The sequence below is a fragment of the Novosphingobium decolorationis genome (genome assembly GCF_018417475.1).
GTDB classification, from domain to species: domain Bacteria; phylum Pseudomonadota; class Alphaproteobacteria; order Sphingomonadales; family Sphingomonadaceae; genus Novosphingobium; species Novosphingobium decolorationis.
The window spans coordinates 741241-763607 of the sequence record NZ_CP054856.1 but is presented as its reverse complement, the minus strand read 5'-3'; the positions used below and the strand labels follow the sequence as shown (position 1 = coordinate 763607).

Below are 22367 nucleotides of genomic sequence, written 5' to 3'. Positions count from 1 at the left end.
CGGATCTTAGTGCTTGTCATCACGCCGCGGCTCTCCTTCAAGAAGATCGGCTGCTCGTGAGCCCAGGTTGCGGTGCAGCAATGTGGGGGAAAATCCCGAGTGGCGCAAGGCCGATGCCATCTGTTCCGCAGTAAAAACCGAACGGTGTTTCCCGCCGGTACACCCGAAGGCGATATGGACATAGCTTTTGCCTTGCGCCTTGTAGCGCGGCAGCAAGAGCAGGAGCAGGTCGCGTATCCGGCTGAATGCCTCGGAAAAGGCCGGATCCTTGCGGATGAAATCGCCAACGGCCGCGTCCTGCCCGGTCTGTGGGCGAAGGTCCGGGTCCCAATGGGGATTGTCGAGGAAGCGCATATCGAAGACCAGGTCGGCGAGCGGGGGCATCCCGCGCGCGAACCCGAAACTTGAAATGGTGAGGGTGGTACCCTCGGTCGCGCTTTCGGCGAATCTCTCGCGAATCACGCGCTGGAGATCGTTGCTGGTGAATTCGCTGGTGTCGATCAGCACTTCGGCCCAGCGCCGCAGCGGCGTGAGCAGGTCGCGCTCGGCCTGGATACCGGTCGCGACAGGGGCGTCCGCGGCGAGCGCATGGCGGCGGCGGGTTTCGTTGTAGCGGCGCTCGAGCTCGGCGCTCTGGCAATCGAGGAAGAGCGTCGTCAGCGCGATGTCTGGCCGCTCACTAAGGGTTTTTACCTGGGCGATCACACGCTCGGGATCGAAGCCGCGGGTGCGCGAATCGAAGCCGATGGCAAGGGGCGTGGGAAGATCGCTCTGCGCCTCGCCCGGAACATCGAGCAGACCTTCGAGCAGGCGGATCGGGAAGTTGTCGATGATTTCCCAGCCAAGGTCCTCCAAGACCCTGAGAACCGTGGTTTTTCCGGCACCAAGCATGCCGGTGACAAGCAGGACCGATTGACGCTGGGGCAGCGCCGGGTCAGTCCCCGTGTCGTGGGCGCCGTGTGCGCTGGCCTCGGGGGTGGGCTCAGGTGTTGCGGTCATCGGGGCTGTTTGCGCTCCTCAGCCCGGAAAGGGAAGGGAGAGTTTGGTCTTATCCGACCGATTTTGCCCGGTCCTGCTTACGCGTGTTTTCAGCGAGTTGCGGGCCCTAGGCCATGGACGGCGAGCGCGCGTTCGGCCTTGATGGCCATCGGGCCGCTCTCGGGCGAAAGGCGCAGGGAAGGAATGACCAGCCCCGCAAGCTCGATGCCCTGGGCTTTCTCGATGAAACGCGGAGCGCTGCTATCGAGGAGGATGTGGAGGCAGACCCGAGCCTCGGCGCAGAACGGTTCGTCGAGGATGCCAAGGTTGCGGACTTCGATCAGACCGGCTGTGCGGGGGTGGGGCCTGGCGACGAGATGCCCGGCGCGCGGTTCGAGGACTACGCCATCATCGCCCACAAGCACCGCGCCCCGGTCTATCAACTCGAGCGCGAGCGAGGTCTTGCCCGCGCCCGACGGGCCTTCAATGAGAATGGCGCGCCCCGCGCACGCGACGCAGGTTGCCTGTCGGACCAACGAAGGCGAGGCACCGGTGGTCATGCCTCGGGCTCGCTGGGCCATTGGGGAAGGGTGAGGACGAAGCAGCCACCCGGCAATCCGTCGTCGCGATCGGTTGCAAAGAGCGAGCCGGAGTGGGCATCGACAATGGTGCGGGCAATCGAGAGCCCCAAGCCCGAATGGCGCCCGAATTCCTCCGACGAGGGGCGCAGCGAGTGGAAGCGTTCGAAGATCCGTTCGCGTGCGGCCTTGGGAATGCCCGGGCCGTGGTCGCTGATCGTGATGCGCACCTTGCTCTTCACGCTCTCCAGGGTGACGTCGATGGGCGCGCCCTCGGGGGAGAAGGATACGGCGTTGTCGAGCAGGTTCTGGAGCACGCGTTCAAGGCGCGGGGCGTCACCCGGTGCGACCAGCGGGCCCGCCCCCGTCTGCGCGATCACGACCTCGCTCGCGCCGTTCACGCCGCGCTGGGCGCGCTCGGCGACAAGGGCGCGCAGGAGGCTGTTCATGTCGACCGGCTCGAAGGTGGTACGGCTGAGCTGCGCGTCGATACGGCTGGCATCGGCGATCTCGGTCACTAGGAAGTCGATCCGCCGTACATCGTCGTTAGCCACCGTCACGAGCTGGCGCCGTAGGTCGGGATCGTCCACCCGCTCCAGGTTCTCAAGGGCGCTGCGCAGCGACGTGAGCGGGTTCTTGAGTTCGTGCGCGACATCGGCCGCGAAGCGCTCGACCGCGTCGATGCGCAGGCGGAGCGCGCCGGTCATGTCGGAGACGGCGCGGGCGAGGAGGCCGATCTCATCGCGCCGGTCGGGCAGGCGGGGGACGACCACGCTGCGCTCGCGTCCGAGGCGCACGCGCACCGTCGCGCGTACGAGCTTGCGCAAGGGATCGACGATCGTGCGGGCGAGGAACAGCGACAGCAGGATCGAGACCCCGAGCGCAGCGCCCACGATGATTGCGAGCGTCTGGCGGGCCATGCGCACGTTTTCGGTGATGTCGCGTGCGTTGCGGGTCATCAGCAGGATCTCACCCCTGTCGCCGAGCGGGGTGGCGGCAAGGATGACCGGGGTCTGGTCGGGCGCGGCCTTCTGGTCGATGCGCGTTTCGCCTGTCGCGAGCGCCTCGCGAGCGACAGGCCAGTCCTGGATCGCCTGTTCGGGTGGGTTGCGGTAGGCCGGGATGCGCCGGGCACCCAGGAGAAAGTCCATGCCCTGATCGAGCAGGCGCGCCGCGTCCTGTAGCCAGGGTTCGCTGTCGGGGTCGATGAAGCGGTAGGATGGCGGGGCCAGCTTGAAGCTGTCCGCGACAAGATCGCCATCGGCATCGTAGAGGCGCAGGCGCAGCTTCTGCGTGGTTCCGATGCGCGCGATCAGGTTGCGTTGCCTGTCGAGGCTTTCCCCGGAGAGGGCCTGGGCGGTGATCTCGGCTTCACTGCGGGCAAGGCGAAAGCGTTCGTCGAGAAGTTCGCGGCGGTAGCTGTCGATGTAGAAGAGGCTGCCCGCCATGAGGGCGAGCGCGATGATGTTGACCGCGAGGATGCGCGCCGTCAGCGAGACGCGCCAGGACAGCCCCAGGCGGACGGGCAGCGAGGCCGCGATGCGGGCATGCGAGCGCTCGGCCATGCGCTCAGACGGTCCGTCGGGGCACGATCACCCCTCGCCACTCGCGGCGTGCTCGTCCGAAAACGAGTAGCCCGCGCCGTAAAGGGTATCGATGGCATTGAAGGACGGGTCGACCGCGCGGAACTTGCGGCGCAGCCGCTTGATGTGGCTGTCGATGGTCCGGTCGTCGACATAGATGTCGTCGTTGTAGGCCGCGTCCATGAGCTGGTTGCGGCTTTTGACGACGCCCGGGCGCAGCGCCATGGCTTCCAGGATCAGGAACTCGGTGACGGTGAGCGAGACCGCCTGTCCGTCCCACTCCACTTGGTGGCGAGCCGGGTCGAGCGCGAGGCGTCCGCGCACGACGGGTTCGGGCAGGTTCTCCTGGATGGGCTGCTCTGGCCCTGTGCGCACCAGTTCGCTGCGCCGCAGGATGGCGCGGATGCGGGCGGCAAGAAGACGCTGGCTGAAGGGCTTGGTGATGTAGTCATCCGCGCCCATCGCAAGGCCAAGCGCCTCGTCGGGTTCCTCGTCCTTGGAGGTGAGGAAGATCACCGGCAGGCTGGAGCGCTCGCGCAGATGGCGCAGCAATTCCAGGCCATCCATGCGCGGCATCTTCACATCGAAGATGGCCAGGTCAGGCGGATTTTCGAGGATCGCCTTCAGGGCGGTTTCGCCGTCGGTATAGACCCTTGTGGAAAAACCTTCGGCCTGCAGCCCGATCGAGACCGTGGTCAGGATGTTGCGGTCATCGTCGACCAGCGCGATCGTGTGGCGCCGCGTCTCGCCCTGGGCGCTGCGGGGCTCGGAAGCGGAGGACGGGGATGCTGGCACGGACATCGCAGGTGCCCTGGTCCTTTCTCAAAACGCGAAGAGGCTGCCTAGCCGCTGGACGCCTGACTGGCAATGTGGCGAACCCTGGGAACGGGGTGGGGCGCAAGGGGCGCCTGGGGCATCTGGCCTGTTTCTTTCGCGTTTCGGCCCTTTGCGGTTCCATTTGTTGTCAATTTGACGGAAAAGAATGCGTCGATTATCCGCGGTCCCGATTCCTGAGGAGGAATTGATGATGCCATCGCCGGATAGTCTGGCGAGGTGTCACGTTGGAGGAGATGACATTGACCGCTTCCCTAAGCTACCCGCTCGATAAACAAGGGATCGCCACCAAGGCGGAGATTTTTGCGAACCTGGGCACCGCGCCCCTGGTTGAGCATGCCATCCGGAACGAGGAAGGCACCCTGTCCGCAGATGGGCCTTTCGTTGTTGCGACGGGCAAGCACACGGGCCGTTCGGCCAAGGACAAGTTCATCGTCAAGGACGCCGAGACGGAAGACACGATCTGGTGGGGCAACACCAATGTGCCTATGACGCCGGAGCATTTTGCGGCGCTTAAGGAAGATTTCCTCGCGGCCGTTGGCGGCAAGGACAAGCTCTACATTGCGGACCTGTTCGGCGGTTCGCAGCCCGAGCACCGCGTCAAGGTGCGCGTCATCAACGAGTTCGCCTGGCACAACCTGTTCATCCGCACCCTGCTGGTGCGTCCGGGCGCCGAGGAACTCGCCAGCTTCGTCCCCGAGTACACCATCATCGACCTGCCCAGCTTCAAGGCCGATCCGGCCCGCCACGGCAGCCGCAGCGAGACCGTGATCGCGGTCAACTTCACCGAGAAGCTGATCCTGATCGGCGGCACGGCCTATGCCGGCGAGATGAAGAAGTCGGTCTTCGGCATCCTCAACTACCTGCTCCCGACCAAGGGCGTGATGCCGATGCACTGCTCGGCCAACATCGGCCCCGATGGTGACACGGCCGTGTTCTTCGGCCTTTCGGGCACCGGCAAGACCACGCTGTCGGCCGACGCCTCGCGCACCCTCATCGGCGATGACGAGCACGGCTGGTCGGATACCGCGGTCTTCAACTTCGAAGGCGGCTGCTATGCCAAGATGATCCGTCTCTCGGCAGAAGCCGAGCCGGAAATCTTCGCCACGACCAAGCGTTTCGGCACCGTTCTCGAGAACGTCGTGATCGACCCGGAAACCCGCAAGATCGACCTCGACGACAACTCGCTCGCCGAGAACAGCCGCGGATCCTATCCGATCGACTTCATTCCGAATGCCTCCGAGGACAACCTCGGGCCGGTGCCGAAGAACGTGATCTTCCTCACCGCCGACGCGTATGGCGTGCTGCCTCCGATCGCGCGTCTGACGCCCGACCAGGCGATGTACCACTTCCTGTCGGGCTACACCGCGCGCGTCGCGGGCACCGAAATCGGCGTGACCGAGCCGGAGGCGACCTTCTCGACCTGCTTCGGCGCACCGTTCATGCCGCGTCACCCCTCGATCTACGGCAACCTCCTCAAGGAGCGCATCGCCAAGGGCGGTGTGAAGTGCTGGCTGGTCAACACCGGCTGGTCGGGCGGCAAGGCGACTATGGAAGGCATCAAGCGCATGCCGATCAAGGCGACCCGCGCGCTGCTCAACGCCGCGCTCGACGGCAGCCTCAACACCGCCGAGTTCAAGGAAGATCCCAACTTCGGCTTTGAAGTGCCCGTGGAAGTGCCCGGTGTTGACACCGCGCTGCTCGATCCGCGCGGTGCCTGGGCCGATGGTGCCGAGTACGACAAGACCGCGCAGGTTCTGGTCAAGAAGTTCATCGACAACTTCGCCCAGTTCGAAGCGCACGTTGACGAGGGCGTCCGCCAGGCCGCGCCCGTCACCGCCTGACAGGCGCGCGAGTAACTTGTGATATGAAGAAGGCCCCGGACGCTTCGGCATCCGGGGCCTTCTTTCCTTGCGGGACGCACGCGGTGCCTCCCGGCAGAACCAGGAGAGAGGCATGGGACTATTGGACGGCGTACTGGGGCAGATGGGCGGCAACGCCGATGTGGCCAATCTTGCCGGGCAACTCGGCATACGACCGGAAATGGCCGAGAAGGCCGTGGCCGCGCTCGGCCAGGCGCATCAGCAACCGGGCGACACGGCTGAACTTGCAGCCGGGCGCACGGGGCTCGATGTTGCCACGATCCAGCAGATCATCACCGCCATTGGCGGCGAGAGCGCGCTGGCGCGCTTTGCCGGTGAAATCGTGTCCAACCCGCAGGTCATGGCGTTGCTCGACCGCGACGGGGACGGCGATGCGATGGACGATATCGCAGGGTTCGCTTCGGGGCTGTTCGGACGAAAGTAGAGCTTCCCGGATGAAAAAGGCCCCCGGATGCGGACATGCACCCGGGGGCCTTTTCGCTTTTTCGTGACTTGACCGCCTAACCCTTCACGCCCGCGATGTAGCGCGTGATGTTGTCGCCTAGAACGTCGAGGGGGACGTTGCCCCCATCGACCACGGCCTGGTCGAAATCGCGCAGGTCGTAGGCGTCGCCCAGCTCGGAAATGGCGCGCAGGCGCTGGCGGTTGATCTCGTTGTGGCCCATCTTGTAGCCACAGGCCTGGCCGGCCCAGGAGCAGTAGCGGTCGACCTCGTTGACCACTTCCTCACGCTTGTTGCCGTTCTTCTCCATGAAGAAGCGGATGCCTTCCTCGCGGCTCCACCCTTGTGAGTGCAGGCCGGTGTCGACGACCATGCGGCAGGCCCGGAAAGCGATCGACTGGAGGTAGCCGAGGCGCCCGACCGGATCATCGTCATAGGCGCCCAGTTCGTCGCCCAGCTGCTCGCCGTAGAGCGCCCAGCCTTCGGAATAGGCGTTGAAGGCCAGGATCGAGCGGATCAGTGGCAGGCGGTTGGCGTATTCGCCCTGCCAGACGTGGCCGGGGATCGTCTCGTGGTGGACGAGGGTGGGCAAGTCGTACTTGCGGTGGAGGTCCGTGGTGCGCAGGTTGATCCACATCTTGCCCGGCACCGTGCCGTCCTTGGAGCCCGCGCCGCCATAGGCGGTAGGAGCGCCCGGTTCCTCGGCAAGGGGCAGGCGGCGGACTTCGACGTTGCCCGGCACCAGTTCGCGGAACGCGCGCGGCATCTGCGAGGTGATCCAGTCGATACGCTGACGGATGAAAGCCATGATCTGGTCGCGGCCCTCATCGCCCTTGGCGAACATGAAGCGCGGGTCCTTGCCCAGCGCGGTCATGCGCGCGCCGACGGTGCCTTGGGTGTAGCCAAGGTCCTTGAGGATCGGGTCCATCCGGCCATGCAGTTCGGCAAGCTGTTCGTGGCCGAGCTTGTGGATCTCCTCGGCGGGCATGGCGGTGGTGGTGCTGGCCTTGAGCGCCCAGGCGTAGAACTGCGCGCCGCCGGGGCGTTCGCGCAGGCCCGGTGCGCTGGAGGCGAGGCCGCGCTGGCGCTTGAGTTCGGCGAGCTGGCGCTGGAGTGCGGGCAGCACGTCGCCCGCGACAAGGCTTTTCGCCTGCTTCTCCCAATCGCCCTGGAACGTCCCGGTGCGGTTCGCGACCGAGGCAACGAGCCCGCCGCCGTCCTTGCCCGCGTCCGCCACCGTGCTCTCCATCTGCGCGATGGCGCGGTCGAGCAGGAAGTCGGGGGGCACGAGGCCCTTGTCGGTCGCGGCCTTCATGCGCACCAGTTCGCCGTCGAGCTGGTCGTCCATCTGGGCAAGGCGTGCGATATAGGCGTCCGCATCCTCGGGCGTCTTGATCGGATGGTCCGCATCAAGAAAGCGCGGCGTGTCGAGATAGGCGCCCACGTTCTGGATGACGACGTAGGGCGTGTTGCGCCAGCTGCCCACGGCAACGTCGCCATAGGGCTGCGCGAAGCCTTCGAGCGACGTCGTATAGGCACTCTTGATGACTTCCAGGCTGGTGCGGGTCGCGGGATCGAGGCCAGTCTCATCGACGGCGGAGACCGCCGCGAGATCGCGCCGCAGCAGGGCGGCCATGCGCGCCACGCCATCGGGGGAGCGGTCCTCCATGCGACTGCGCAAGGCGGCGTGCGCCCCCGTATCGACGCCCAGACTGGTCGCCGTGCCGGGACTGAGATCGAGGAAATTCCAGGCGAGCGTGTCGAGAAGGCCGCTCGCCTCGGCTGAGGCGGGCGAGCCTGAAGCGCTCTGGGCAAGTGCGCGGGAGCTCCCCGGAAGGGCCACGGCGGCGACGCCGCAGGACAGGATCTGGAGAGCGTTGCGACGGGAAAGCGGCGCTGCGGCCGATGCAGGGTGTGTCATGGCGCGAAACTGGCTCCGACAGGCGGACAAGTCAAACGCGGATGGGGATGAAAGGAGGGGGAAAGCGGGGCCGGATCGGGGCTCGCATGGCGTCCGGGGATCGGCTATCGCCTTGCCATGGCTATTGCGCTTTCCCTCATGGTCCTCGCCAGCATCGCGCTGGTGCTGGGCAGCATCGCCCTGTGGCGCCGCCCCGGCCATCGCAAGCGGGCCGTGCTGATGCTCGTCCTTGCAGGGATCATGGCGATCAACGTCGCGATCCTCACCGTGCCCACGCCCGATGGCCGCTCGCTTGCCGGTATCGCCGAAACGCAAGAGGCGCCGCAGTAGCCCTGCGACGCCTCTTTCTGCGTGTCCGTGCGGCGTTACGGGATTACTTGATCGGGCAGTCCGGCGCGAGGCGCATGTCGAGGTAGTTGTTGACCGACTTCATCAGGTCATCGGTCTCGTTCTCGAAGAAGTGGTTGGCCTTGCGCACTTCGTCGTGGTGAATGGTGATGTGCTTCTGCGTGCGCAGCTTGTCGACCAGCTTCTGCACCGCGTTGGGCGTCACCACCGTATCGGCTTCACCCTGGATGATGATGCCCGAGGCCGGGCAGGGCGCAAGGAAGCTGAAGTCGTACATGTTGGCGGGCGGCGCGATCGAGATGAAGCCGCGGATCTCCGGGCGGCGCATCAGCAGCTGCATGCCGATCAGCGCGCCGAACGAGTAGCCCGCGATCCAGGTGGTCGAGCTTTCGGGGTGGATCTGCTGCACCCAGTCGAGCGCGGCGGCCGCGTCCGAGAGTTCGCCGATGCCGTTGTCGAAGCTGCCCTGGCTGCGGCCCACGCCGCGGAAGTTGAAGCGCAGGGTGGCAAAGCCGCGCGCCACGAAGGTCTTGTAGAGATGCTGCGTGATGCGGTCGTTCATCGTGCCGCCCGCCTGCGGGTGCGGGTGGAGGATCATGGCGACCGGCGCGCGCGGACGCGGCGCGGGCTGGAAGCGGCCTTCGAGACGGCCTTCGGGTCCGGGAAAGATCACTGCGGGCATGGAATAACGAACCTGACTTGTTGAGCCTCCGGCAAGAATGGCCGCGCAAGGAAGGGGCCGTGATTGCAGGAGTGGAAATGGGAGAGCAGCTTATATAGAAACATTCGTACCAAAAACAATCACGACAAAACAAGCGGAGCCGCCAATTTCTTCCCCTGTCTACCTGGACCATGCCGCAACCACCCCCTTGCGGCCCGAGGCGCGCGCCGCCTGGCTTGAAGGTGCCGAAATCTGGGCCAATCCCTCCAGCCCGCACAAGCAGGGGCGCGCCGCGCGCGCCGCGCTCGAGGATGCGCGTGAGCGGGTGAAGCGGGCGCTGGGCTGGAGCGGTGAACTTCTTTTCACCTCGGGCGCGAGCGAGGCGCTGGCTCTCGGGCTGGGCCGCGCGAAGGTGCAGCGTCGGCTTGTTTCGGCGGTCGAACATGACGCGGTTTTTCGCGCCGCACCCGATGCCGTCGAAGTGCCGATGGCAGGGGGCGAGTTGGACGCAGAGGCGCTGGCCGAACACCTTGGCGAGGAGGGGCGCTGCGTGCTCGCGCTCCAGTCGATCAACTCCGAGACCGGGACCGTGCTCCTGCCTTCGGGGCCGAGCGAGGCGTTGGAGGCCATGCGGGCGGCCGGAGGGCTGCTGCTTGCCGACTGCTCGCAATCGGCCGGCAAGGCGCCGCTGCCCGAAGCCGACCTTATCGTGGCCTCGGCCCACAAGCTGGGTGGCCCCGTCGGGATCGGGGCGCTGCTGGTGCGCGACTTTGCGCTCCTGGAGCCGACCGGCGGGCAGGAGCGTGGCTACCGCGCGGGGACGGAAAACCTGCCCGCCGCGATGGCCTTCGCCGCCGCACTGGACGCAGGCGGCGTCGAAAGCTGGGCGACAAGCGAGGGAGAACGCTTTGCCTTCCGAGACCGTCTCTCCGAATTTGGTGAGGTGATCCAGCCCAGCACGGCCTGCTCGCACATCTTCGCGGTTGCGGCGCCCAGGCTTGCGGCAACCGCCATGCTGATCCGGCTCGATGCCATGGGCTTTGCGATTTCGGCGGGAAGCGCGTGCTCGTCCGGCACGCTCAAGCAGAGCCGGGTGCTCAAGGGCTTCGGCATCGACGAAGACACCGCACGGCGCACCGTGCGCGTCAGCATCGGCTGGAACACGACACCCCAGGACCTCGATACCTTCGCGGACGCCTGGGCGCAGGTGAACGGATGATCTATCTCGACTATCAGGCAACGACCCCATTGGCGCCCGAGGCGCGCGAGGCCATGCTGCCCTGGCTGGGTGGGCCTGAGACCAGCGGCTTTGCGAACCCGCACAGCCCGCATCGTCCCGGACGCATGGCGGCCGCGGCCGTGGAAGTCGCGCGCGACCAGGTAGCCGCGCTTCTGCCACCGGGAGGCCGCGTGATCTTTACCTCGGGCGCGACCGAGGCGATCAATCTGGCAATGGTTGGAAGCGGGTCTAAGCGGCTGGCCGTGTCGGCCATCGAGCATTCGGCCGTGCTCGACACCGCGCGTTGGATCGATCCTGGCTCGCAGGAAATCCCGGTCGGAGAGGACGGCTGTGTGGCTGCGGACGCGCCGCTGCGCGAGGGCACCGACCTCGTCGCGGTCATGCAGGTCAACAACGAGATCGGCACGGTCCAGCCCGTGGACGAACTGGCGCAGCGCGCCCATGCGGCAGGCGCGCTGTTCCTGTGCGATGCGGTGCAGGGCGCTGGCAAGATTGTACCGCCGCAAGGCGCGGACATGATCGCGATCAGCGCGCACAAGATGTACGGTCCCAAGGGGATCGGTGCGCTCTGGGTGCGTGATGGGCTCGATCTCGAACCGCTGATCCGCGGCGGCGGGCAGGAGCAGGGCCTGCGTTCGGGTACCTTGAGCCCGGCGCTGTGCGCGGGGTTTGGCGCTGCAGCCGCGCTGGCGCTCAGGAGCCGCGATGAGGACGCGGCGCATATTGCCCGGCTTTGGGACAGCGCGCGTGCGGCTTTGCCGGACTGGGACCTCAATGGCTCGGCCGAACGGCGCTGGAAGGGAAATTTAAACTTGCATCGCAAGGGTTTGGATGTAGCCCGTCTGATGTCTGATCTTCGCGCCGTGGCGTTTTCGGCTGGCTCGGCTTGCGCCAGCGGCTCGGGAAGGCCCAGTCATGTGCTGCGCGCGCTCGGACTTGCCGACAGTGCGGCCAAAGCCTCTATCCGTTTGGGATTCGGGCGATATAGTACGCAACGGGACATAGAGGATGCCTGCGCTCAAATAGAAGCCGCTGCGGCGGCGCAGGGAGTCTGAAATTGGTAAACGTGCAATTCGTCACGACCGAAGGGAACAAGGTTTCGGCACAGGCCGAGCCGGGAACGCGCCTGCTCGAAGTGGCCCAGGCCGCGGGCATGCCGCTCGAAGGGACGTGCGAGGGGCAGATGGCCTGTTCCACCTGCCATGTCTATTTGTCGGATGAGTGGTTCGCCAAGGTCGAGCCCGCCTCGATGGACGAGGAGGACATGCTCGATCTGGCGGCGGGTGTCGCGCGCACCAGCCGCCTTTCCTGCCAGATCGAACTGACCGAGGATCTCGACGGGATCGAGGTGCGTATTCCCGGCGTTTCGCGCGACATGCAGATCGGCTGAACCGCAAAGAAAAGCGACGGCCGCACCCGTTCGGGGATGCGGCCGCGCGGTTTTCGGGGCATTATCGGAGCGGCTCTCGTCAGGCGGCCTGCGCGGGAACCCGGATGGCCTCGATCAGGGCGTTCGAGAAAGCCGGAATGTCATCGGGCTTGCGGCTCGTGATGATGTTGCCATCGACGGCCACTTCGCGGTCGACAACGTTGGCCCCCGCATTGGCAAGGTCGGTGCGGATCGAGGGCCAGCCCGTCACGGTCTTGCCGCGAACCGCGTCCGCTTCCACCAGCAGCCAGGGCGCGTGGCAGATGGCACCAACGGGCTTGCCCGAATGGACGAAGGCCTGAACCAGCTCCACGGCCGTGGAATTGAGGCGCAGGGTGTCCGGATTGATCTGACCGCCGGGCAGGACGAGAGCATCGAACTCGCTTGCCTTCACATCGTCGAGCGCGAGATCCACCTTGACCGGATCGCCCCAGTCGGTGTGGTTCCAGCCCCTGATTTCGCCGGTCTCGGGGCTCGCGATCTGAACGTCCATTCCGGCATCACGAAGGGCATCGCGCGGACCGGTGAGCTCGGAGGGCTCGAAACCGTCGGTGGCGAGGATGAGGATGCGCTGGGTCATGTCGTGACCTCCTTTCTTGTTGGCATTTCCTCCTTCAACACCGCCGCGAGGCGTGCCGTTCCCGGTTCCGGCTCCTTCTGCCGCGCCTCGGCCACGGACTGGAGAATGCCGCGTCGATCCGCTCAGCTACCTCGGCGACGGCGCAGGTGGCTCACCAGCCAGACGATCCCCCAGATCACGAGGCCGAGCGGAATGCCGATGGCCCCCAGGATGATGAGCGCGCCGATCACGGTGCCCAGGATCGTGTCGAGATTGCGCACTGCCTCGCGTATGGGACCAAGGAAGCCGCCGCTCGACGGCGTGCGCGCGGCGTAGGAGAGGTTCATCTCGCTGAAGTCGACCCGGCCCTGCATTTGCGCCAGCCAGCTCTCGGCCTGGTCGATCTCCTCATTGACCTTGGCCACGCCGCGCTCGGCCTCGACCAGTTCGGCGACCGAGCCCTTGCGGGTGGCGAGGACTTCCATCAGACGGTCGCGCAGCAGGCGGCGGGCCTTGAGGCGCGCGGCGGTATCGACGATTTGCTTGGAAAGATCCTCGCCCTCGATCGCGCTGCCGATCTGGTCGCCGCCCTGGCCGCTGACCAGTTCGGCCAGCTCCTGCCCGAAGGCACGGGCGCGCGGCGCGGCGACGGCCAGTGTCAGCGAGCCGCTGGCGTAGTCGTTCTCGCCAAGGTCGCTCTGCATGGAGAGGACGCGGCAGACCTGTGGCCCCTGCTTCTCGCACAGGCTGGCCTGCCGGGCCTGGACCTGCGCGATGTGTTCGGCGGGCAGGCGGTACTGGTAGCGGTAGGTGTAGGCGATGCGCGGAACCGAGACGGGGATCTCACCGCTCTCCGGCGTTTCCTTTGGCGGTTCTTCGCCAATGTCTACTGTCGTGAGCTTTTCCACCCCGCTCGGAGCGGCTTCGTAATTGCCGCCTTCGCCGCAAGCGACCAGCAGAAACGAAGCGAGAACAGGCGCAAGCGGCCACACGGGCCTTGTCGGATGGGGCATTCTCTCTCCACTCTGATTCGTAGAATAGCGTAGCGCGCCGCAAGCCTGCGGAAAACGGCGAATTGTCGCTTTGGAGAGTGGCCCCGCGCTGCTACGCTCCTGCCCATCATGGTGACTTCTCTCGACGACAGTTCCGATCCGTTCGACGCCATTGTCGATGCGCCGTTCGATGCCGCGCTTTCCGAGCGCTACCTCGTCTACGCGCTCTCGACGATCACCGCGCGTTCGCTGCCCGACCTTCGCGACGGCCTGAAGCCGGTCCACCGGCGCCTGCTCTGGGCGATGCGGCAGCTGAAGCTCGATCCGGCGAGCGCCTACAAGAAGTCCGCGCGCGTCGTGGGCGACGTCATCGGCAAGTACCACCCGCATGGCGATGCGTCGGTCTACGATGCGATGGTCCGCCTCGCGCAGGACTTCTCGCTGCGCTACCCGCTGGTGCAGGGGCAGGGCAACTTCGGCAACATCGACGGCGATAACGCGGCAGCCTACCGCTACACCGAGGCGCGCCTTACCAAGACCGCGATCCAGCTCATGGCCGGGCTCGACGAAGGGACTGTCGACTTCATCCCGACCTACAACGGGGAAGAGAGCGAACCGGACATTTTCCCGGGGCTCTTCCCCAATCTGCTTGCCAACGGGGCGACGGGCATCGCGGTGGGCATGGCGACCTCGATCCCCAGCCACAACGCGGCCGAGATCATCGATGCGACGATGCTCCTGATCGAGAACCCGCAGGTGGAGCATGAGCAGCTCATGGAAGTCTTCCATGGGCCCGACTTTGCAACCGGCGGCCTGGTCGTCGACAGCGCGGCGGCGATCTCCCACGCCTACGAGACGGGCAAGGGCGCCTTCCGCATGCGCGGACGCTTCTCCAATGGCCGTGACGAGGCGGGCAACTGGGAGGAAACCGGCATCGAGAAACTGGGCGGCGGCCAATGGCAGCTCGTCGTTTCCGAAATTCCCTACATGCTCGCCAAGGGCAAGCTGATCGAGCAGATCGCCCAGCTGATCGCGGACAAGAAGCTGCCGATCCTGGAAGACGTGCGCGATGAAAGCGATGAGCAGATCCGCATCGTCCTCGTGCCCAAGAGCCGCAACGTGGACCCGGAACTCCTGAAGGAAAGTCTCTACCGGCTGACCGACCTGGAGTGCCGCTTCTCGCTCAACCTGAACGTCTTGGACGCGCAGCGCACGCCCGGCGTCGTCGGGCTGAAGGACCTGCTGCGCCAGTGGGTCGTCAACCAGATCGACATTCTCCAGCGCCGCACGCAGCACCGGCTGGACAAGATCGCCGCGCGCCTCGAACTCGTCGAAGGCTACATCATCGCCTACCTCAACCTGGATCGGATCATCGAGATCATCCGGACCGAGGATGAGCCCAAGCCGGTGATGATGGCGGAGTTCAATCTCACCGACCGGCAGGCCGAGGCGATTCTCAACATGCGTCTGCGCTCCTTGCGCAAACTGGAGGAAATGGAACTCCGCCAGGAGCACGAGGAACTGCTCAAGGAGCAGGACGAGCTTACCAAGCTGCTCGAAAGCCCGGCGCGCCAGCGTACGCGCCTCAAGCGCGACCTGATGGCGCTGCGCAAGGACTACGCCGAGGATACCGAGCTTGGCCGCCGCCGCACCACGATTGCCGAGGCGCGGCCTACGGTTGAATTCTCGATGGACGCGATGATCGAGAAGGAGCCCATCACGGTGGTCCTTTCGCAGCGCGGCTGGATCCGCGCGGCCAAGGGGCACGTCGCGCTGGACAGCGAGTTCAAGTACAAGGAAGGCGACGGCCCGGCCTATGCCTTCCACGCGCAGACGACCGACAAGCTGCTGATCGCGCTGGACAATGGTCGCTTCTATACGCTGGGCGGGGACAAGCTGCCGGGTGCGCGCGGATTTGGCGAACCGATCCGCACGATGGTCGACATCGACGCCGAGGCGCAGATCGTCGCGGCGCTCGCGCACAAGCCCAAGGGGCAGCTCCTGCTCGCCTCCAATGTGGGTCGCGGCTTTGCCGTGGTGACCGACGAGATCCTGGCGGAAACCCGCAAGGGCAAGGCGGTGATGAGCACCAAGCCGGGCGTGAAGCTGGCCGTGGTGCGCGAGATCCCGGCCGAGCACGACCACGTCGCCGTGGTCGGAGACAACCGCAAGCTGGTCGTCTTCAACCTCGACGAACTGCCGATCATGGCCAAGGGGCAGGGCGTTACGCTGCAGCGCTACCGCGACGGGGGCATGGCGGACGTGACCACGCTCAAGCTGGAAGAGGGGCTCTCCTGGACGATGGGCGGTGACACCGGACGCACGCGCACCGAAAAGGACATCGCCATGTGGAAGGTCGCACGCGGTGCGGCCGGACGCCTTCCGCCCAACGGCTTCCCGCGCGACAACAAGTTCTGAAGAACGAAGGAAGTGATTCCGAGGGCCATCGCCCTCGGGCTCCCCAAACTGTCGACCTCGCGTCTGGCGCGCCGCGCTGGCTGAAAGAGGTGAGGACGCCCATTTCGGGGGCAAGGGGCGATGGCCCCTTGAATAAATCCTTCGACTAGGTTTCGTGGACAAAGGGTATCCAGAGTTTGACTGAGGCGAGCGCGACGAAGCCAAGGTAGGATTCCTTGGTTTTGTCGTATCGGGTCGCAACGCGCCGCCAGTTCTTGAGTTTGTTGAACAGGCGCTCGATCAGGTTGCGCCATTTGTATTTGGCGCGGTCGTGCGGGACGGGGTCGCGCCGGTTGACCTTGGCCGGGATCACCGCCTCGGCGCCTGCGGCCTCGATTTCCTCGCGGATCGCATCGGCATCGTATCCCCGATCAGCCAGGAAGGCCTCGATCCGATCGGTTATCATGCGGAACAGCGGAGCGAAGCCCTGCACATCGTGCGCCTGTCCCGGTGTCAGCACGAAGCCGAGCGGGAGACCTCTGGCATCGCACCTGGCGTGGAGCTTGGTGGTGAAGCCGCCGCGCGATCGACCAAGCGCCTCGGTTTGTTGAGTCCCCTTTTTATGCCGACGGCACAATGATGTGCCCGGACCACAGTGCTATCGATCATGTCGGCGGCGGTATCGCGCCCTGCCAGCTCGGCCAGCGTCTCGAGCATGGCATCGAACACGCCCGTCGTGACCCATCGTCGATAGCGCCGGAAGACGCTGTTCCACTTGCCATACTCGTCCGGCAGGTGTCGCCACTGCGCGCCGGTTCGCGCGATCCACATCATGCCTTCAAAATAGGGACGGTTATCCTGTGCCGGGCGGCAGCCTCGCCCCCGTTCAGGCGGCAGCAGCGCCCCGATCACTTCCCACTCTTCGTCCGTAACGCCGATCCGTTCGCCCAAGGCCGCCTCCAAAAGCCAGCCTTGAATCAAGGTCCGAGTCCCCAGTCAAGCTTTGTCCACGAAACCTAGACTTCTTCCACCGGCTGGGGATGGTTCGGCACGAGGATCAGTGTGCGTCCTTCAACACGCCAGCTGGCAAGGCGCGAGAGCAGGTTCATCCCGATCACGTTCTGCTCTCCCAGGCCCGGTGCAACGACCGCGTCGAGATCGCGCGCGACGATGTTCCCGAAGCGCAGTTCGTCTACCGTGACCAGTTCGGCGGGCACCGTGCCATTGGCCGTGCGCATTGCGATCCGGCGCGGGACGGGCGAGGGCTCGATCTGCGCAGCCTCGGCCGTCACGGGAGCAAGGGCGGTCAGGGTCGCGCCGGTGTCGACGAGGAAGTCCCGCTCGACACCGTTGATGCTGGCGCGGATCCAGAAGTGCCCGTCCGGGGCCATGGCGACCCGTGTCTCGCTGCCCTCGACGCTCTGGCGTTCGATCCCGACCTGGGGCAGGGCAAAGTCGAAACCGGTGTTGAGGCGGGCAAATTGCGCGATGGTGAGAAGCAGGGCCGCGACGAGGCCGAGGTTGCCTACGCCCTTCACGAAGCCACCCAGAAACGGCAGCGGGCCGCGCAGCAGGCCTCCGATCATCGTGACCAGCAGCGCCCCCAGCGCGAGCGCAAGGAGCGGCTGGCCCGCGAGATAGGTCGCAAGCTCATCGAGCTGGTCGGGAATTTCGAGGTTCATGGTCCCTATACTACCCGCAGATAGCTTGCCGGTTCCTGACCGGGACGGGCCGTGCTCACGGTGTCAGGATCAGCCGCTCGCCTTCCACGCGCCAGCTCTTCATCTGTGAGAGCAGGTTCATGCCGATGACGGCGGTGTCGTTCTGCGTGTCGGGCAGGACGGCGAGCGGCAGGTCGCTCGCCTCGATGGTGCCCAGGCGCAGCGAGCGGGCCAGGCCCATGCGCGCGACAACGGTGCCGTTGGCGGTGTCGAGCAGTCGCCCTTCACCGTCTTCGCTCGCGGCAAGGCCGGTGCGCTGCGCGACGCTTTGGGGGACCGTGGTATAGGTCGCGCCGGTGTCGATCATGAAGTCGACGGGTTCGCCGTTCAGTTGCGCCTTGACCCAGAAGTGCCCGTCCGCGCGCATCGCGATGACGGTCTCATCGCCTTCGATCCGGGCCTCGCGGGTGTGATCGAGCCAGAGCGCGGCGTCCGAAGTCCGGTTACTGCCTGCGAACTGCACCACCGTGAGCAGGCCTGCCACAAGCAGTCCGAGGTAGGCGACATTGCGCATCCCTGTGCCAAGGCTCGGACGCTGCGCGCTCACCATCTGGGCGGCCACGGCGAGCACGATCGCGGCCACCGTCAAGGCGAGGAGCGGCTGGCCTTCCAGCGTGGCACCAAGGTCACCTGCGCTCACGCGGGGCCTTGCTGTGCGATCACATCGTCGAGCAGCTGCTCTACGCGCGGGCTATCCGGGAATCCTTCCGCGATCCACAGGGCTTCGACGGTGCGCAGGACACGTGCGACCTCGGGACCTGCGCCGACACCGCGCGCGACGATCTGGCCGCCTTTGAGCGGGAAGGCGGGGATGGTCCAGTCCTTGAGGGGGGTGACATCGGCCCCTGCGATGAGCAGGCGGTCGAGCGCCTGGTCCATGCCCAGTCGGAACGCGAGGGCCCGCGGCGCACCGGGAATATCCTCGCGCGCCGCGGCAAGCGCGAGGCGCTTCTTCTGCGCGCCCGAAAGCCGGAAGCGCGAGGCGATCTGTTCGGCAAGAGCAACATCGGCCGGGAGCAGGGCGGCAAGGCGGCGAACCGCATCGGGCGCGATGTCCTGGCGTTGCTCGCAGGCGATAAGGGCGGTGAGCGCTTCGGGGCGGGCTTCGGGCAGGATCACGTCGAGAACGCCCAGCGCCTTCATGCGCGCGATGGTCGGGGCGGGGTCGGGGAGGCCGAGGAGGTTCATCGTCTCCATGCCCACCCGCTCACGCGAAAGACCTTTGAGTGTCGCGGCGAGTTCGCGGCAGGCGCTCTCGGCGTCTTCGTCGGCGGGCTGGCTGCCGAACCGGGCCTGGAAGCGGAAGTAGCGCAAGATGCGCAAGTGATCCTCGCGGATGCGCTGACGGGCATCGCCGATAAAGCGCACAGTGCGCGTGGCGAGGTCCGTCTGGCCCTCGAAATAGTCGTAGATCGTGCCGTCAGCGGGATCGGCGTAGAGGGCGTTGATGGTGAAATCGCGGCGCGCGGCGTCCTCGTGCCAATCCTGCGCGAAGGCGACCGTGGCGCGGCGCCCATCGGTCGATACGTCGTGGCGCAGCGTGGTGATCTCGACCGGGCCGCCGGGCAGGACCGCCGTGACGGTGCCGTGTTCGATGCCGGTGGGTACGCGCCGGATCCCGGCATCCTCAAGGCGCTGCATGACCTCTTCGGGGCGCAGCGTGGTGGCCATGTCGATGTCCTTGACGGCAAGGCCCAGCAACGTATCGCGCACCGCGCCGCCGACGTAGCGCGCGCAGCCCTTGCCCAGTGCCGCGACCAGATCGGCGAGATCCGCGCGGCCCATCCACTCGGCGCAAAGCCGTTCAGTCATGCCAGTTCAGCCTATGCGTCAGGTTGGTAATGATGGCGCCGGTGACGCCCCAGATGCGGTGCCCCTCCCACATGATCTCGACATATTCGCGCGTTGCGCCTTCCCATTCCAGGCTTCTGGCCTTCTGGTTGGCGGGATCGAGCACGAAGTCGACCGGGGCCTCGAACCACTTGGCGACCTCGGCGGGGTTGGGGCGGATCTCGATGTCGGGGGGCACGATGCCAAGGACGGGCGTGATCTCGTAGCCGCTGCCGGTGCGGTAGAGATCCCCCGTGCCCACGACCCGCACGCACGCGGGATCAATGCCCAGTTCCTCGTTCGCTTCGCGCAAGGCAGCCTCGACAGGCGCTTCGCCCGGATCGATCCGGCCACCGGGAAAGGCGACCTGCCCCGGATGCGCGCGCATCGAGGAGGGGCGGTGGAGGAGGAGCATGCCCGGCCGTTCGCGTTCGGTCAGGGCGATGAGGACGGCGGCGGGGATGAAGCTCTCGATCTGCGCGGTGCGCGGATCGGTGAAGCGGCGGGGCTGGGCATGCCCTTCGCGCGCCTCGAAACGGCGCTTCACGGCTTCGAACAGGGCGCTCATGCCGGGCTCAGCGGGAAATGGGCGGTGCCGCTGGTGACCGAGAGGTCATCGCTTGCAAGCGCGATCTCGGCGAGCTGGGCGTACGTGCTGCGGTTGAGCCGGGCACGGCAGCCGTGGCGCACGCCCAGATAGATGGCGGGGCTGTCGGGATCGCCCTCGGCCGTGATCGGGTGCGCGGGGCCCGCGATCACGAGGTCATCGGTGTTGAGGCGAAAGACGAGATTGCCGTCCTCTTCCTTGAGGTCGACAGCGAGGAACGCGGCATCCTCCACCGCGATCGACAGTTTCTGGGTGGGGGTGACGAGCCAGTGCTGGCCGCCCGCATCGCACAGTAGAAGCGAGGCGAAGGCGCGCACCATCGCGGGGCGCGTGATCAGGCCGCCTTCGTGGTACCAGCGGCCATTGGCCGCGATCCGCATGTGGCTGTCGCCGACATGCGCGGGCTCCCAGGTTTCGACAGGCGGCAGCCGCCGCGCTTCGAGGAGCGCGGCCACGTCGGCGAGGGAAAGGCCGGCAAGGTCGGGTGGGGCTTCGTAAGGCATGGCGTGTGCGATGCCAGATAGGCACGCACGCGCCAAGCGCCAAGCCTTTCCAGCTTCATTCCCAAGCCAGGCGCCGCGATATGCGGCCGGGACCTGGTCCGGTTCAGCGCGTCCAGGGACCGAGCGTGCCCTTTGCGGGCAGCACGGCCGGGTTGTCGCAGCGCACCAGCAGACGGCTCGCCTCGAACGGACCGGGCAGCTCCCAGCCTTGCGTCTGGGCGTTGCTGAAGCCCCAGAAGCGGCCGTAGTATTCGGGATCGCCGATGAGGACCTGCGGGAGCGGCGCGCGCTCGTCGATGCCCGACATGGCCGCCGACATCAGTACCTGGCCGTAGCCGCGGTTCTGTTCCTCGGGCAGGACGGCAACGGGTCCGACCATGATCATCGGGTGTGCGCGGCCATCGTCGTCGGTCAGCGCGACCGGCCAGCACTGGATCGAGCCGACCATCATGTCCTTGTCGTCCATGACCGCAAAGCTGAGCGCAGGGAGCCATTCCATGCCTTCGCGCACCTTGTAGGCGGTGCGTTGGCGTCGCTCGGGTTCGAACGCGCGGTCGAGCAGATCCTCGACGAGGGCAGGGTCGACGTTGTCGAGCGGAATGACGGTTGCGGTGTCGGACGAGTTGGACATGGCGCGCGCCGATACGGCGGGGCGCGCGCTTTGTCGATTCAATTCGCGCTTTGGCCCTTGGCAGGCGGCACCAGTTTGAGGAGGTGTCCGCTGTCCGGAGCCGGACCGTCTTCCAGCAGCCAGATCTCGCCCGAGGGCGTCTCACGCACCTCGCGGATGCGGTGATCAAGCTCATAGCGCGCTTCTTCAACACCTTGCGTGCCGTTGAGCGCGACCAGAACGAGGCCGGGGACGGAGAACGAGGCAATGACCGCCTTGTCGTGGAACCCGGGGTAGCGGTCTCCCTTGTAGAGGATGAAATCGCCCGGAGCGATCACCGGGTTCCAGCTGATGGCGGGCGCGGCAAGGTCGGGGCGGGTGGAGTGGCGCGGAATCGGATCGCCGTTGTAGTGATCGCCGTCCGAGACCAGCGGCCAGCCGTAGTTGAGGCCCGCCTCGATGCGGTTGATCTCGTCGCCGCCCGCAGGCCCGTGTTCAAGGTCCCACAGGTCCCCGTTCGCATCGAAGGCAAGGCCAAGGACGTTGCGGTGGCCGTAGGACCAGATCTCGTCGGAAGGCGAGCCCTTGTCGGCGAAGGGGTTCCCGGGCGCCGGGGAGCCATCGGGGAGCAGGCGCACGATGGTGCCCAGCGTGTTCGAGGTGTCCTGCGCGGGCTCGCCCTTCTGCCGTTCGCCCGAGCTGACGAAAAGGTAGCTTTCATCCGGCGAGAAGGCGAGGCGGTGCGAATAGTGTCCGGCGCCCGTGACCTTCGGGGTCTGGCGCCAGATGACCTCAAGGCCTTCAAGCGCGCAGCTGGCGGGCGCCGAGCAGGCCAGGGTGCCAAGGCCGACGGCTGCGCCGCGCGTGTCGCCGTCGCCCGGCTCGGCCCACGAGAGATAGACCCGGCGCCCGTCGAGCGAGCCGTTCTCGGGCGGTGTCCAGTCGGCCTGCGGGGCGAGGAGAACATCGCCAAGGCCGCCCTGGCCCTGGTAGGCGACCTCAGGCGCGCCGCTGACGGTTCCCGTGCTCCCATCGGGCAGATAGAGGCGGATCGTCCCGGCTTTCTCGGTGATGATCGCAGTGTTGGTGGCCGCATCGATGTCCATCGCCCAGGGTTCCTCGAAGCTTGCCAGCGTTTCCACCGTAAAGGGCGGTGGCGCGGCTTCGGGAGTCGGGCGCGTGTCGGAGGCCGAAGATCCGCAGCTTGCCAGCGCCAGCCCGAGCGCCGATAGGGACGGCAGAAACATGGAT

At 66.3% G+C, this 22367-nt stretch carries 22 protein-coding genes and 1 pseudogene; 7 read left to right on the top strand and 16 right to left on the bottom strand.

What is annotated here, in order from left to right; translation table 11 throughout:
* Positions 1-6: 6 nt before the first annotated feature.
* From rapZ to HT578_RS03480, 4 genes are all read right to left on the bottom strand, one after another.
* Positions 7-999, bottom strand: coding sequence for an RNase adapter RapZ (rapZ, locus tag HT578_RS03495; RefSeq protein ID WP_213502183.1), 993 nt, complete (start codon positions 997-999; stop codon positions 7-9).
* Between the two features lie 89 nt (positions 1000-1088).
* Positions 1089-1538: an HPr kinase/phosphorylase gene (locus HT578_RS03490; protein ID WP_213502182.1), complete on the bottom strand. Its 450-nt coding sequence runs from the start codon at positions 1536-1538 to the stop codon at positions 1089-1091.
* A complete protein-coding gene (locus HT578_RS03485; protein WP_213502181.1) occupies positions 1535-3121 on the bottom strand; it encodes a sensor histidine kinase in 1587 nt (528 codons plus the stop codon). The genes HT578_RS03490 and HT578_RS03485 overlap by 4 nt, the downstream gene beginning before the upstream one ends.
* A 27-nt stretch (positions 3122-3148) precedes the next feature.
* Entirely contained in the window at positions 3149-3940 is a 792-nt protein-coding gene (locus tag HT578_RS03480) for a response regulator transcription factor (RefSeq protein ID WP_084592218.1), read from the bottom strand.
* Between the two features lie 269 nt (positions 3941-4209).
* Here HT578_RS03480 and HT578_RS03475 point away from each other — a divergent pair, with 269 nt between their 5' ends.
* On the top strand, positions 4210-5817 hold the full coding sequence (locus HT578_RS03475) for a phosphoenolpyruvate carboxykinase (RefSeq protein ID WP_039393097.1): 1608 nt from the start codon (positions 4210-4212) through the stop codon (positions 5815-5817).
* 112 nt (positions 5818-5929) lie between these two features.
* Complete coding sequence (locus HT578_RS03470) at positions 5930-6280, top strand: hypothetical protein (protein ID WP_039393099.1); 351 nt, start codon at positions 5930-5932, stop codon at positions 6278-6280.
* Between the two features lie 76 nt (positions 6281-6356).
* On the opposite strand, the gene HT578_RS03465 is transcribed toward HT578_RS03470, so the two are convergent.
* Positions 6357-8219, bottom strand: a complete 1863-nt coding sequence (locus tag HT578_RS03465; RefSeq protein ID WP_213502180.1) for a DUF885 domain-containing protein — start codon at positions 8217-8219, stop codon at positions 6357-6359.
* Between the two features lie 117 nt (positions 8220-8336).
* On the opposite strand from HT578_RS03465, the gene HT578_RS03460 reads away from it, so the two are divergent.
* On the top strand, positions 8337-8549 hold the full coding sequence (locus HT578_RS03460) for a hypothetical protein (RefSeq protein WP_039393103.1): 213 nt from the start codon (positions 8337-8339) through the stop codon (positions 8547-8549).
* Positions 8550-8592: 43 nt separating this feature from the next.
* On the opposite strand, the gene HT578_RS03455 is transcribed toward HT578_RS03460, so the two are convergent.
* Positions 8593-9249, bottom strand: a complete 657-nt coding sequence (locus tag HT578_RS03455; protein ID WP_039393106.1) for an alpha/beta hydrolase — start codon at positions 9247-9249, stop codon at positions 8593-8595.
* A 187-nt stretch (positions 9250-9436) separates the two neighbouring features.
* On the opposite strand from HT578_RS03455, the gene HT578_RS03450 reads away from it, so the two are divergent.
* The 3 genes from HT578_RS03450 to HT578_RS03440 are packed head-to-tail and all read left to right on the top strand — an operon-like array spanning position 9437 to position 11858.
* Positions 9437-10447 carry a cysteine desulfurase family protein gene (locus HT578_RS03450; RefSeq protein ID WP_239026468.1) on the top strand — a complete coding sequence of 337 codons (1011 nt, stop codon included), beginning with the start codon at positions 9437-9439 and terminating at the stop codon, positions 10445-10447.
* Positions 10444-11523, top strand: coding sequence for a cysteine desulfurase family protein (locus HT578_RS03445; RefSeq protein ID WP_213502178.1), 1080 nt, complete (start codon positions 10444-10446; stop codon positions 11521-11523). The genes HT578_RS03450 and HT578_RS03445 overlap by 4 nt, the downstream gene beginning before the upstream one ends.
* 2 nt (positions 11524-11525) lie before the next feature.
* A complete protein-coding gene (locus tag HT578_RS03440; RefSeq protein ID WP_039393110.1) occupies positions 11526-11858 on the top strand; it encodes a 2Fe-2S iron-sulfur cluster-binding protein in 333 nt (110 codons plus the stop codon).
* Between the two features lie 79 nt (positions 11859-11937).
* Here HT578_RS03440 and HT578_RS03435 read toward each other — a convergent pair whose 3' ends face one another.
* Together HT578_RS03435 and HT578_RS03430 are read right to left on the bottom strand one after the other, a co-directional pair.
* Positions 11938-12477, bottom strand: a complete 540-nt coding sequence (locus tag HT578_RS03435; RefSeq protein WP_213502177.1) for a type 1 glutamine amidotransferase domain-containing protein — start codon at positions 12475-12477, stop codon at positions 11938-11940.
* Positions 12478-12599: 122 nt separating this feature from the next.
* The gene (locus HT578_RS03430) at positions 12600-13469 is read right to left on the bottom strand and encodes a DUF4349 domain-containing protein (RefSeq protein ID WP_213502176.1); all 870 of its coding nucleotides are present in this window, start codon (positions 13467-13469) and stop codon (positions 12600-12602) included.
* Positions 13470-13577: 108 nt separating this feature from the next.
* Here HT578_RS03430 and parC point away from each other — a divergent pair, with 108 nt between their 5' ends.
* Positions 13578-15866: a DNA topoisomerase IV subunit A gene (gene parC, locus HT578_RS03425; RefSeq protein ID WP_213502175.1), complete on the top strand. Its 2289-nt coding sequence runs from the start codon at positions 13578-13580 to the stop codon at positions 15864-15866.
* 145 nt (positions 15867-16011) lie between these two features.
* Here parC and HT578_RS03420 read toward each other — a convergent pair.
* The 8 genes and pseudogenes from HT578_RS03420 to HT578_RS03385 form a co-directional block, all read right to left on the bottom strand.
* Positions 16012-16757, bottom strand: a pseudogene (locus HT578_RS03420) (IS5 family transposase).
* Positions 16758-16861: 104 nt separating this feature from the next.
* The gene (locus tag HT578_RS03415; protein ID WP_213502174.1) at positions 16862-17527 is read right to left on the bottom strand and encodes a retropepsin-like aspartic protease family protein; all 666 of its coding nucleotides are present in this window, start codon (positions 17525-17527) and stop codon (positions 16862-16864) included.
* Between the two features lie 55 nt (positions 17528-17582).
* Positions 17583-18206: a retropepsin-like aspartic protease family protein gene (locus tag HT578_RS03410; protein ID WP_239026467.1), complete on the bottom strand. Its 624-nt coding sequence runs from the start codon at positions 18204-18206 to the stop codon at positions 17583-17585.
* Positions 18203-19378 carry a CCA tRNA nucleotidyltransferase gene (locus HT578_RS03405; RefSeq protein ID WP_213502173.1) on the bottom strand — a complete coding sequence of 392 codons (1176 nt, stop codon included), beginning with the start codon at positions 19376-19378 and terminating at the stop codon, positions 18203-18205. Before HT578_RS03405 ends, HT578_RS03410 begins: the two co-directional genes overlap by 4 nt.
* The gene (locus HT578_RS03400; RefSeq protein ID WP_213502172.1) at positions 19371-19964 is read right to left on the bottom strand and encodes a CoA pyrophosphatase; all 594 of its coding nucleotides are present in this window, start codon (positions 19962-19964) and stop codon (positions 19371-19373) included. The genes HT578_RS03405 and HT578_RS03400 overlap by 8 nt, the downstream gene beginning before the upstream one ends.
* Positions 19961-20506, bottom strand: coding sequence for a DUF1285 domain-containing protein (locus tag HT578_RS03395; RefSeq protein ID WP_213502171.1), 546 nt, complete (start codon positions 20504-20506; stop codon positions 19961-19963). The genes HT578_RS03400 and HT578_RS03395 overlap by 4 nt, the downstream gene beginning before the upstream one ends.
* Positions 20507-20609: 103 nt before the next feature.
* A complete protein-coding gene (locus tag HT578_RS03390) occupies positions 20610-21137 on the bottom strand; it encodes a GNAT family N-acetyltransferase (protein WP_039393130.1) in 528 nt (175 codons plus the stop codon).
* A 38-nt stretch (positions 21138-21175) separates the two neighbouring features.
* Positions 21176-22363, bottom strand: coding sequence for a PQQ-dependent sugar dehydrogenase (locus HT578_RS03385; protein ID WP_239026466.1), 1188 nt, complete (start codon positions 22361-22363; stop codon positions 21176-21178).
* Between the last annotated feature and the right edge of the window lie 4 nt (positions 22364-22367).